At 35.5% G+C, this 11816-nt stretch carries 11 protein-coding genes and 1 pseudogene; 7 read left to right on the top strand and 5 right to left on the bottom strand.

Going from position 1 to position 11816, the window contains the following annotated elements; all coding sequences use genetic code 11:
• Positions 1–68: 68 nt before the first annotated feature.
• Positions 69–536 (bottom strand): GNAT family N-acetyltransferase, encoded by a 468-nt coding sequence (locus tag DMP16_RS04930; protein ID WP_069283269.1) that lies wholly within the window; start codon positions 534–536, stop codon positions 69–71.
• The gene (locus DMP16_RS04925; RefSeq protein WP_069283268.1) at positions 524–1807 is read right to left on the bottom strand and encodes an NADP-dependent malic enzyme; all 1284 of its coding nucleotides are present in this window, start codon (positions 1805–1807) and stop codon (positions 524–526) included. The genes DMP16_RS04930 and DMP16_RS04925 overlap by 13 nt, the downstream gene beginning before the upstream one ends.
• 413 nt (positions 1808–2220) lie before the next feature.
• Between DMP16_RS04925 and DMP16_RS04920 the strand changes: the two genes are divergently transcribed.
• The 5 genes from DMP16_RS04920 (at position 2221) to DMP16_RS04900 (ending at position 7491) form a co-directional block, all read left to right on the top strand.
• Positions 2221–3045, top strand: coding sequence for a DMT family transporter (locus DMP16_RS04920; protein WP_069283267.1), 825 nt, complete (start codon positions 2221–2223; stop codon positions 3043–3045).
• 30 nt (positions 3046–3075) lie between these two features.
• Entirely contained in the window at positions 3076–3408 is a 333-nt protein-coding gene (locus DMP16_RS04915; protein ID WP_069283266.1) for a hypothetical protein, read from the top strand.
• 151 nt (positions 3409–3559) lie between these two features.
• Positions 3560–5560 (top strand): acetate--CoA ligase, encoded by a 2001-nt coding sequence (gene acs, locus DMP16_RS04910; protein WP_069283271.1) that lies wholly within the window; start codon positions 3560–3562, stop codon positions 5558–5560.
• Between the two features lie 75 nt (positions 5561–5635).
• Positions 5636–6061 (top strand): PaaI family thioesterase, encoded by a 426-nt coding sequence (locus DMP16_RS04905; RefSeq protein WP_069283273.1) that lies wholly within the window; start codon positions 5636–5638, stop codon positions 6059–6061.
• A gap of 35 nt (positions 6062–6096) precedes the next feature.
• Complete coding sequence (locus DMP16_RS04900) at positions 6097–7491, top strand: selenium-binding family protein (protein ID WP_069283275.1); 1395 nt, start codon at positions 6097–6099, stop codon at positions 7489–7491.
• A gap of 515 nt (positions 7492–8006) precedes the next feature.
• On the opposite strand, the gene DMP16_RS04890 is transcribed toward DMP16_RS04900, so the two are convergent.
• Complete coding sequence (locus tag DMP16_RS04890; protein ID WP_069283279.1) at positions 8007–8198, bottom strand: hypothetical protein; 192 nt, start codon at positions 8196–8198, stop codon at positions 8007–8009.
• A 34-nt stretch (positions 8199–8232) separates the two neighbouring features.
• On the opposite strand from DMP16_RS04890, the gene DMP16_RS04885 reads away from it, so the two are divergent.
• Positions 8233–8646: a hypothetical protein gene (locus tag DMP16_RS04885; protein ID WP_069283280.1), complete on the top strand. Its 414-nt coding sequence runs from the start codon at positions 8233–8235 to the stop codon at positions 8644–8646.
• A 24-nt stretch (positions 8647–8670) separates the two neighbouring features.
• Here DMP16_RS04885 and DMP16_RS04880 read toward each other — a convergent pair whose 3' ends face one another.
• Positions 8671–9807, bottom strand: coding sequence for an MFS transporter (locus DMP16_RS04880; RefSeq protein ID WP_069283283.1), 1137 nt, complete (start codon positions 9805–9807; stop codon positions 8671–8673).
• 157 nt (positions 9808–9964) lie between these two features.
• Here DMP16_RS04880 and DMP16_RS04875 point away from each other — a divergent pair, with 157 nt between their 5' ends.
• Positions 9965–11308, top strand: coding sequence for an MFS transporter (locus DMP16_RS04875; RefSeq protein WP_143576940.1), 1344 nt, complete (start codon positions 9965–9967; stop codon positions 11306–11308).
• 6 nt (positions 11309–11314) lie between these two features.
• On the opposite strand, the pseudogene DMP16_RS04870 reads toward DMP16_RS04875, so the two are convergent.
• Positions 11315–11816, bottom strand: a pseudogene (locus tag DMP16_RS04870) (ABC transporter ATP-binding protein); the annotation flags it as partial.

Here is an 11816-nt window from a genome sequence, read left to right as displayed (position 1 = left end):
AAGCTATGACCTAATAAATTGGCTAGTTTTAAGATTATGGTATGTTAAAGTGAAAAAAAGTAACATGATTAATATATTTTCTTTATAAATTTACAATATATCTCTCTAAAACCCATTTTTTTGTAGAAAGACGCTGCTATTAAGTTTCTAGCTGGAAAATTAGCTGCAATTAACTGTATTCCTAACTTTTCTAATTCTCCTTGAATGAAACTTACTATTTCCTTCCCTACACCTTGTCTTCTATATGAAGGGTGGACATAAAATTCTTCAATCACAGCTTCCTTCTCTGGAACATAGAATATCCTATCATATGCTATTACTCTAGCTGCCCCCACTACTTTCCCATTATCCTCAGCTATTACTATTATTTCGTTAGGACTTTCTAAACTTTTTTCAATGACTTTACTTACCCTCTCCTCTAAATCTTCCTGGGTGGATAGTAACGGATCAAACTCACTGTTAAGCCTATACATCCTGCTGAAGAAGTCTGTTATCATTTCAATGTCTTCTTTTTTTGCCCTTCTTATGGTGACCATGTGTTTATCACCAGATTCATTATTTTTCTAGCCCTTAATATTCTATGCTTAGCAATTTCCTTAAACTCATCCCTAGTTCTTTTAACCCTAGCTAAGCCTAATTCTACTGCCTTACTCGCTACAGCTGCAGCTACTTCGTAATACACTTCCCATTCATCCATTCTTGGAATAATGTAATTATCGTTTATACCCTTATCCCTAGCAAACTTAGCAATAGTCTCTGATGCTGTTATAATCATTTCATCAGTAATCGCTTTAGCTCTACTATCTAGAACTCCTCTAAATATGGCAGGAAATACTAGCGAATTATTAACTTGATTAGGGAAATCACTTCTTCCGGTAGCTATAATTCTTGCCCCAGCTTCCTTAGCGTCTTGTGGCAATATCTCTGGAACGGGATTAGCTAATGCAAAAACTATAGCGTCTTTATTCATTAAGTTTATCCATTCCTTCTTTATTACGTTAGGTCCAGGAGTGGAAGCTGAGACAACTATATCTGCCCCCTTAAATGCGTCTTTTATTTCTTTTGCTTCCCATTTATTAGTCTTTATTGCTAATTCATACTTCCACTTGTGATATAACATTAAATGGTCTATATCTTCTCTAGTAGGATACAATGGACCTTTACTATCTATCATGATCATGTTTTCATACTTAAAACCATATTTAGCTAATATTCTTGCAGTAGCAATATTTGATGCACCGGCCCCATATAGTACTATCTTACTTTCCTTAGGATCCCTATTAGTTAAGATTAAAGCATTTATTAGCCCTGCTAATGTAGCTCCAGCTGTACCTTGTTGATCGTCATGCCACACGGGTATATTTAAGACTGATTGTAGCTTCTCTAATATATAGAAACATTTCGGGGATTCTATATCCTCTAAGTTGATTCCACCGAATGATGGTTCTATAGCTTCGACAACGTTCACAAAATCATCAGCATTTTTAACGTTTATTGGCAGGGGTACTGCATCAACTCCCCCTAGATACTTAAATAATAATGATTTTCCCTCCATAACAGGCATCGCAGCTGTGGGACCAATATTGCCTAAGCCTAGTACTCTCGTACCATCTGTAACTATTGCTATCGTATTCCATCTACTCGTTAATTCGAAGCTTCTGTCCGGATCCTTATAAATAGCCCTAGATACTTCAGCAACTCCGGGAGTATATATAAGGGCGAAGTCATTATAAGAGGTTATAGGAATTTTTGGGTAAATTTCTATTTTACCCTCATATTTCTTCGCAAGTTCAATAGGATCTGGCATAATAGAAAAATAATGATAACACACTTATAAATAAATGCGTTAACATCTTATTTTATCCCCTAATATGTTTTTCCCAATGTTTCCAAAAAGTTTTAAAAAGTTGAGGAAATCACGTAAGCTGTATTTTAATAGCTGAAAATATCCGTTATGGAACCTTTATTAGTTGTATTAACTCGCTAGCTATTTAACTTGATTGGGAACAAAAACAATAACTCCAGATTTTTAAAAGCTTTATAAAACGAGAGAAGCCTCACCATTTATGGCTGAGAAGAAGTCTAGTCTAGAGATATGCTGATATATCCAGAGCATAAAAAAGCGGAAGAGATTTAAGGAAAAAACTTGATTTTCATGAAATAAAAAACCAAGAATTTTCATTAGCTAACTTTAAAAGTTCAGTGTTGAACGGTTAGAGTGTGAAAGTAATAAGATATCTACTACCTTATGTTTTAATAAGCTCTTTCAATTACTATTTCGCTAAGGACGCTATACTTTCTTCTTCGCCGATAACCTTTAACTTAATTAGATATTTGATTTCCTCAGTTATATTCGTTTCTTTAAGTAAGGGCAAGATAATTTTGAATAAGGACGTAGTTCAGCTCAGTATATATACTACGTTTAGCTCTTTACTATGGGCTTTAGGATTAAAGTATGTTACGCCAGCTGAGTCTGCAGTATTAAGCTACTCTATGCCTCTATTTGCCTTACCAATAGCGTTTTATATAATCTCTGAAAGTCCTACATTAATTGAAATAGTCGGATTAGTAGTTGGATTTTCTGGCGTAATTTTATATGGTCTTCCGTTAGTCAGAGGATTTACGTTAATTGGAGCAATATTGACTTTAGTAAATGCAGTATTTTGGGCTCTATTTACGGTTTTCTATAGAAAACTGAGAAATTATGATCCGATTAGAGTTAATGCAAGTCAGTTCTCAATTGGTAGCTTGATATTAGCTTTAATATTACCTCTAAACCCACAAATTGATCCTAGTACGGATTTCATAGAAGGCATAGTATATACTTCAACTTTAGGTGGAGCTTTATCCTTCTTCCTTTGGAACATGATGGTTAAAGTGGAAAAGATTCCGAAAGTAACTGTACTTAGTTTCTCAGTTCCCATCTTGACCACATTCCTAGAGTTCGTAATTTACCGCGTTTCACCCTATCCTATTCAGCTAGTTGGAATCACATTTATGTTCTTGGGAATCCTTATATCTAGGGCGAGATCAATTAAGGGATAAGTTTTTTAACATGTATGAATTGATTAACATATGACAAAAGTTCTCTTCCTAATAATGTCTGGAGACGAAAAGTTTGACTTAGGTATGAGAATGGCATATAACTCAGTTAAGAATAAAAGATATGAAGACGTTAAGGTAATTTATTTTGGTCCAAGCCAAAAAAGGCTCACACAGCTTGATGGAGAATTAAAGAATATGTTCCAAGAGCTTCTTCAAAATAAGATAGTAGATTCTGCGTGTATAGGAGTAGCTCAAGCAATGAATATTAAGCCCCATCTAGAAAGTTTAGGATTAAGTTTACTGCCTGCTGGGGAGAGGGTCTCTTACTACGTTAACAATGGTTATGAGGTTATAACGATTTGAAAAATAGCCTTCTATGGCTTTTAGGTGCTGGAATAACAGTAATTCAACTCGTAATAGGAAATGTAATTTATACCTTACAATAAACATTTGTATAAGAAGGAATGAGATTTATATAAAAAACCTTATATTCTTTAAGTAATTTATATATATTATGTCAGTAACGTGGGCCCTACCATTCGAAACTAAGATAATCCCTAAGTTGAATTCAAATCGTATTGTTAGTATAAATACCTATAAGGAGATACATAGCCAAACAGTTAAGGATTATAAGAATTTTTGGGCTTCAGTAGCCTCAGAATTAGATTGGTATAAACCATGGGAAAAAGTACTAGACGATAGTAATCCTCCATTCTATAAGTGGTTTTCTGGAGGAGAAATCAACGCAGCTTACTTAGCAGTCGATAGGCACGCTAAATCTTGGAGAAAAAACAAAGTAGCCGTCTTATGGGAAGGAGAACCAGTTGACGAGAAAGGAAATCCAAAAGAAATAAGGAAATTAACGTATTATGATTTATATAGAGAGGTAAATAGAGTAGCCTATCTATTAAAGAATAAGTATGGGCTAAAGAAAGGAGACACAATAGCGATATACTTACCAATGATTCCAGAACTACCAATTTTCATGTTAGCTGCGGCAAGATTAGGAGTAGTATTTACAGTAGTATTCTCTGGATTTAGTGCAGATGCATTAGCTAACAGGATAAACGACGCAGAGGCCAAATTAGTAGTAACAGCTGATGGAGGATGGAGAAGAGGAAAGATAGTGGAGCTAAAGGCAATTGTGGATAAGGCATTAGAAAAGACTCCTACAGTTAAGGATGTAATAGTTGTGAGGAGAATAGGACATAAAGTGAATATGGTCGAGGGAAGAGATAAGTATTTCGATGAAGTGATGAAAGATATTCCTCAGAACGTATATGTAGAACCAGAGAGATTAAAGTCAGAAGATCCATTATACATACTATACACTTCCGGAACAACGGGTAAACCGAAGGGAATAGTACATGACATTGGAGGATATATGACATTATTACATGCGACTATGAGATGGGTCTTCGACATAAGGGATGATGACGTATATTGGTGTACAGCGGACATTGGTTGGGTTACCGGGCATTCATATATCGTATTTGGTCCATTAATGGAGGGAGCTACAACAGTTATGTATGAAGGGGCTTTAGATTATCCCCAGCCAGATAGATGGGTTTCAATAATTGAAAGACATGGAGTAAATATCTTATATACCTCGCCAACTGCTATAAGGACTTTTATGAAATATGGAGATAATTGGATTAAAGCCCATGATACCTCAACAATCAGGCTAATTCATTCAGTAGGAGAACCAATAAATCCAGAAGCCCAAGAGTGGTTATGGAAATTAGTTGGAAGAGAAGAAGTGCCGTTTGGAAGTACTTGGTGGATGACTGAGACTGGCGGAATACTGATATCCCATTTACCAGGTTTATACATGATACCGATGAAGCCAGGAACTAATGGTATGCCGATATTGGGTGTAGAAGCGGATGTAGTAAATGAAGATGGAAAACCGGCTAATCCAGAGGAAAGAGGTTACCTAGTAATAAAGAATCCATGGCCCGGTATGCCTTTAACAATTTATAAAGATCCAGAGAGATATGTGAAAGTTTATTGGAGCAGATTTCCCGGAATGTTTTATGTCGGAGATTACGCAGTTAAGGATAGGGATGGATACTTCTGGATATTAGGAAGAGCTGATGAGGTGATAAAGGTTGCTGGGCATAGATTAGGAACTTACGAATTAGAGTCAGCATTAATTGAACACCCAGCAGTTGCTGAGGCAGCAGTAATAGGGGTCCCAGACCCTGTTAAAGGGGAAGTACCTTACGCCTTCGTGATACTGAGACAAGGATACTCTCCTTCTTCTCAGTTAACGCAGGAAATAATGAAAACGGTTAGGGATAAAGTGGGACCAATAGCTACTATTGATAAAATCTTCTTCGTAGGAAAACTGCCCAAGACTAGAAGTGGTAAGATAATGAGGAGAGTTGTGAGAGCTGTAGCTACTAAAGCCGAAGTAGGTGATATAACTACATTAGAAGATGAAGCTTCTGTAGATGAGATTAGAAAAGCATTAGAAGAATTCAAGGCTGAGTTTGAGAAAGTTAATAAGTAGTTTTTTGATAAGTTTTTTCCCTATATTCCTTTTTTCATAATAAAATCTTAAAAAGCACTTTAGCTTAGTCAACTTATGGACATTCAAAAGTTATTAGAAGAGGGAGACCCTGTATTTAAGTATATAGGAGTAAAAGTATTGGAATTGAAGGAAGGATATTCTAAAATTGAAATACCTTATAGAAAAGAGTTATGTAGGAGAGGTAATGTAATGAACGGAGGTGTGATAATGACCTCAATGGACTTCGCAGGAGGTTTAGCTACCATGACAGTCAATGATGGGGTAGATCAAGTCACACAAGAACTAAAGGTTAATTTTTTAGAACCGATGTACAAGGGTCCTTTTATTGTGGAAGGCAAAGTAGTAAGAAAAGGGAAAACTACGGTAGTAGTAGAGATAACATTTAAAGATAATGAAGGTAGAGTAGGAGCAATAGGATTAGGTACGTGGTATATAATTAGGGATAGAAAAGTTGGAGTTAATGATAATTTGCACAAGTAATAAAACTTTAAAATCTTTAGATAGAAAATTATATAATGGCATCAATATTCGCACCATTTAAGAGGGATCCAACTTTTTACCCTAGTCCAAAAATGGCTATGAGCTCACCACCAGAGGATTTAGCTTACGTGGCTTGCCTTTACACCGGTACTGGAATAAATAGACCAGACTTTATAGCTGTGGTTGACGTTAATCCGAGCTCAGAGACTTATTCCAAGATAATACATCGAGTAGAATTACCTTATACTAATGATGAACTCCATCACTTTGGCTGGAACGCTTGCAGTTCATCCTTATGCCCTAACGGTAGACCTAACGCAGAAAGAAGATTCTTAATAGTCCCGGGACTGAGATCGTCAAGAATTTACATAATAGATACTAAGCTTAATCCCAGAGAACCTAACATAATAAAAGTAATAGAGCCTAATGAAGTTAAGAAGGTTAGTGGTTACAGCAGACTGCATACTGTACACTGTGGACCAGATGCAATTTACATAAGTGCTTTAGGTAATGAGCAGGGAGAAGGTCCAGGAGGTATATTAATGCTTGATCATTACAGCTTTGAACCATTAGGAAGATGGGAGATAGATAGAGGAGACCAGTACTTAGCCTATGACTTCTGGTGGAACTTACCTAATGAAGTATTGGTTAGTAGTGAATGGGCAGTTCCCAACACCATTGAAGATGGATTAAAACTAGAACATCTCAAGGATAAATATGGTAATAAAATTCACTTCTGGGACTTGAGAAAGAGAAAGAAGATAAATACTCTTACACTAGGAGAAGAGAATAGAATGGCTCTGGAGCTTAGACCACTTCATGATCCAACAAAGATAATGGGATTCATAAATATGGTAGTTAGCTTAAAGGATTTAAGTAGTTCAATATGGCTATGGTTTTATGAAGATGGTAAATGGAACGCTGAGAAAGTTATAGAGATACCTGCTGAGCCAGCAGAGGGTAGTTTACCAGAAATATTAAAACCATTTAAGGCTGTACCACCTTTGGTAACTGATATAGACCTAAGCCTTGATGATAAATTCCTTTACGTTAGTCTGTGGGGAATAGGCGAGGTAAGGCAATATAATGTTACAAATCCATTTAAGCCAGTTTTAACGGGGAAGGCTAAACTAGGAGGAATATTCCATAGAGCTGATCATCCTTCTGGGCATAGGTTAACTGGAGCACCTCAAATGATCGAGATAAGTAGAGATGGTAGAAGAGTTTACGTTACTAACTCGTTATATAGTACATGGGATAATCAGTTTTACCCAGAAGGACTAAAGGGATGGATGGTTAAGTTAAACGCTAATCCAGAAGGAGGTTTGGATATAGATAAGGAATTCTTTGTTGATTTTAGAGAGGCTAGGTCTCATCAAGTTAGGCTAAGGGGAGGAGATGCTTCTTCCGATTCTTATTGCTATCCTTAGCGTAATTGAAGGTTTGGATCCTTATAAAGGATTACTTTTTTCTTACTATTTTTATAAATTTAATAAGGTGAGAGAATCATACTTAGTCCCAGTTGTTTCATCCCTGTCCTACTATGCCTTGGGGATACTTATAACACTAATGCTACTAAACGCTTTAATAGTTTATAATATTAGTATTTTAAAGATAATAATTTTTTACTTGTTAATAACGCATGCTATTATTAAAGTTCTAATGGGAAAAGTATTACACTACACCGGGAGTATGAAGCCATTCCTCATTAACGTAGTCAAGTGGGCTATCGTAAACTCCATAATTCAAATGAACTTAATATTGATTCTTTCTCTTTCGATCTTTTTTAAGCTAGCTTTTATCATCCTCGTTTCAATAACTACTATAACTAGAGAACTGATCTTTCTTCTAACTTCAAAAATTAATCATAGCATTCTAATAAATTTAACAAAATTTAACTTCGATTATATATACTCATTTTTGGTTGTATTATTAGCAATCGTGATCATAGTACTTCGATAATAACCTTATCCATATCCTTGAACATTTCATGGAGTGATATCCATATTTTAGCTTTATCACAATATTTATTATAACTTCTCACCTTAATTTCGATATAACCATCTTTCCTATTAATAATTTCAACTGAAGCCTCATTATCGTACTTATTTACCACTTCTTTCACAGCATTTAACATAATTTTTAATTCGTTGACGGACTTATATAAACTTATGATAAATAAAAGAGGGATAATAATAATGACGATCTTCGCAATAATATATAGTATATTAGAACTAGGGATGAGATGGGATCCCTCAGCTATACCAAATTCCCCATATTGGATGAAAAGTATTTTTACACCTACTGTATCTCTCTATTTCTACAGAGTCCTATACATCCTATTGTTCTCCTTCCCTTCCTATCTAGCTTCTCAGAAGCTTATATCATTAGAGACAATATGGTACTTAATTTATGGCTCGACAATAGAAGATATAGTTTATTGGATATTAGACTTCCATTTACCTTATTCTTGGTCGTGGTTTTATCCGGTGTACTATAACGTTCCTATAGATGACGTAATAGGTATATTAATTCTTGTTATAATGTTACTGAGAAAGAACTTGGGAAAATTAAAGAGTGTATAATATTAAAAACCATAAATAACATGTTCACATGAGATTCTTCATTTTCCTCAAGAAAAAGTAATAAAGAATTGCTGACACAAACCCAAATGATGATATAACCCCCCATAAAGTTACTGGATAATATAAATAATAGTTCAATAACTCACTAGATACTGATGATCCAATTATTCTTCCTAATCCAGTTACCATGCTATATAATCCAACCTGCCTACCTCTCGTCTCTCTTTTAGCCATCAAATTAACTAAGGCTTGTGAAATAGGAGAAACTATCATCTCAGCTATAGTTATAAACACTATATCTATTGATGCTAGATAAATATTAGTCACAAAAGCTATCGCAAAATACGCAAAACCATAGATTATCATTCCTAAAACTATTAGTCTAATCTTACTTTCTATTAGCCTTCCCATCAAATCTTGGAAGGCAACAATTAACAATCCGTTTATAGCAAATAATATACCGACTTCAAATTCTGTGAAATGCAGGAGTGAGTTATAATACGTAAGTATAGAAAAGCCTAACTGACCCATTATTGCAAACGTTAAAAATGTAGGTATCAGAAAAATTATGAAGTCCTTTGTCACATTAAAATCTAGGATACTCTTCCCTAGACCTTTAAAATCTGGCAACAATCTAACAAGTGGTATAACTAGCAACACTATCAACGCGGATATTAGTAACAAGGTTCTAAAGCCATAAAAGGTAAAGATATAACCACCAATTAAAGGTCCTAAAGCCCATCCCGCATTTATACCGACTCTTTGCCTACTATATGCCTTAACTAGATTACTAGTTCCTTTATATAAATCTCCTACTATCGTCGTGGACGACACGTTATAAACTGTATTGAAGAAGGTTTGAATTAATACCAATGATACGACATAAATGGATTTGTTTATTAAGTATGCTAGAAATAAAGATAAAGAGGAGAGTATTATAGAAATAGTCATACTATTTCTTCTTCCTACATAATCTACTATAATACCTCCAGAGATTGAGGCAATTACGTTTACTAACGCTTGCAATAAGTAAAATGCCGAAACGAAGGATAATGAGAATCCATACACTTTAAACAAGGCGAAACCTACGAACGGCCAAATTATTGATCCACCTAAAGCTCTAAAGCCACCAATCAAGGCTACCTTATTTATATCATGCATTTCACGTCCATTTTCAGAAAGAATATTAAATAATAAAATTACTTCTCCACTCTTAATGAAGTTTCAAATAGTCCTTAAATTAGAGATTCCAGAAATAAATTCGATTCTTTCATATTTAGTATAAAGATTTTTATTAAGCAGAATCATTTTTATAATTATGGAGCCACAAGGATTTAATTCGGATTCAGTCAAGGCGGTTGTATCTCAATTCATAGGTTTCCTCTTAGACTCCTACGATCTAACTATGATATTAACTATAGCTCCGACCTTAGCCAAAGTACTGTTACCTCCAGAGTCTCCCCTCCTGGCAACGTTTAATGTGATCTTAGCATACTCTCTTACAATAATATTCAGACCATTAGGTTCAGCAATATTTGGAAATTTGGGAGATAAGATAGGAAGGAGAGCTGATCTGATAATTACTGTCATAGGATTGGGCTTAGCTAGTGCCATAACATCTGCTTTGCCAACATATGCGGAAGCAGGAATACTATCATTTATATTATTTGTAATAATTAGAATAGCAGTAGGAATATTTGCCGGTGGTGAATATTCTGCTGGACACCCATTTGCGATGGAATGGACTCCATTTAAATGGAGAGGTCTAGTTAGCGGTATAGTTCAAGGCGGTTTCTCATTCGGTGCTGCATTAGCTGCAGTTGTAGAGGGTATATTCCTAGCCATTTATGGTACTACTGGAGTACAAGAATTTGCTTGGAGATATATTTTCTTAACTGCATTAGTACCAGCGTTTCTGGCCTTAGCTATTAGGCTAGCAATGAAGGAAACACCAGTATTTGAAGACGTTAAGAAGAAAAATTTAGTGAGGAGGACTCCATTCCTCGACTTGTTTAGAAAACCTTATAGAAGAGACTTTTTCCAAGTGATGCTCTACATGACTGGTATGTTTTTATTCGCCTATAGCCTATTTGCATTTGTACCAGCCATTTTAGAACACGCTCCTTCTAAATTGCCTTACGTTACAGCAGTTAATGTATATACTTATGGAACCTATGCAGCCTTTATAGGTGCTATTCTTTTCGGTGCTTTATCTCAGTACGTAGGAAGAAGGAGACTAACAATTATTTGGGCTATCATGACGTTCATAGTTTCAATTCCAGTGTATTACCTTTTGATTACCTCAGCTTCCTCTGGTAACTTAATTTTAGCTTCAATTGCATCTATCCTCATAGGAATAATAACTCAAGGTCCTTGGGGAATAATACCAATTTATTTATCAGAAAGGTTTAAGGCTTCTATGAGGGCTTCTGGAGTAGGATTTGGATACTCCTCAGGGATATTTATCGGAGGTTGGTTTAGTATCTACGTACCTTTAATGCACAACTATCTCTTTAAAGGTATCGACACTCCGACAAATGTGTGGTTCTCTACTGCAATACTATTAATGATAGGTGCAGTTCTAGTAGGCATAGGACAGTATTTAGGACCAGAGACATTAGGAACCAAACTGGCAGAAGAGGTTAGCGCGACAAAACAATAAAAAATTTTATTTGAATATTTTTATTGAATTTTTCCTAACATATATTAAAACTTCTTCATCACTCCTCAAAGGATGATCAACATAAGTAACAATCTCATCACTACCCTCAATAGGCATGACAGTAATCCTAAACATACCACCTTGATAACCAACAACCTTAACCCTACCCTTACCAACCAAAACCCAATCATCCAAACTCAAAACATCCTTAGCCAACTTAACATCCTCTGGCCTAACACCAACAACAACCCTATCCCCACTATAACCACCAACAAAAGGAAACTTCAAACTACCAACAACAACACCCTCATCAGTAACCTTACCCTCCAACTCATTAATCTCACCAATCAAACTAGCAACCTCAACAGAGACAGGATTATTATAAACATCCTCAGGCTTACCAACTTGAACAAGCCTACCCTTAACCAAAACTCCAACACTATCAGCAATAGAAAAAATATCAGCAGGATCATGACTAACAATAAGCAAAGTAACCCCCAACCTCCCT

The sequence above is a fragment of the Sulfolobus sp. B1 genome (assembly GCF_007050195.1).
Taxonomy (GTDB): Archaea; Thermoproteota; Thermoprotei_A; order Sulfolobales; family Sulfolobaceae; genus Saccharolobus.
Note: the sequence above shows the minus strand (reverse complement) of the source record. Positions and strands in the feature narration are given on the sequence as shown.

Excerpts from the sequence above, each read along its gene's own strand:
- DMP16_RS04930 (WP_069283269.1), bottom strand. The coding sequence starts at position 536 with ATGGTCACCATAAGAAGGGCAAAAAAAGAAGACATTGAAATGATAACA.
- DMP16_RS04925 (WP_069283268.1), bottom strand. The coding sequence starts at position 1,807 with ATGCCAGATCCTATTGAACTTGCGAAGAAATATGAGGGTAAAATAGAA.
- DMP16_RS04915 (WP_069283266.1), top strand. The coding sequence starts at position 3,076 with ATGACAAAAGTTCTCTTCCTAATAATGTCTGGAGACGAAAAGTTTGAC.
- acs (WP_069283271.1), top strand. The coding sequence starts at position 3,560 with ATGTCAGTAACGTGGGCCCTACCATTCGAAACTAAGATAATCCCTAAG.
- DMP16_RS04905 (WP_069283273.1), top strand. The coding sequence starts at position 5,636 with ATGGACATTCAAAAGTTATTAGAAGAGGGAGACCCTGTATTTAAGTAT.
- DMP16_RS04900 (WP_069283275.1), top strand. The coding sequence starts at position 6,097 with ATGGCATCAATATTCGCACCATTTAAGAGGGATCCAACTTTTTACCCT.
- DMP16_RS04890 (WP_069283279.1), bottom strand. The coding sequence starts at position 8,198 with ATGTTAAATGCTGTGAAAGAAGTGGTAAATAAGTACGATAATGAGGCT.
- DMP16_RS04885 (WP_069283280.1), top strand. The coding sequence starts at position 8,233 with ATGATAAATAAAAGAGGGATAATAATAATGACGATCTTCGCAATAATA.
- DMP16_RS04880 (WP_069283283.1), bottom strand. The coding sequence starts at position 9,807 with ATGCATGATATAAATAAGGTAGCCTTGATTGGTGGCTTTAGAGCTTTA.
- DMP16_RS04875 (WP_143576940.1), top strand. The coding sequence starts at position 9,965 with ATGGAGCCACAAGGATTTAATTCGGATTCAGTCAAGGCGGTTGTATCT.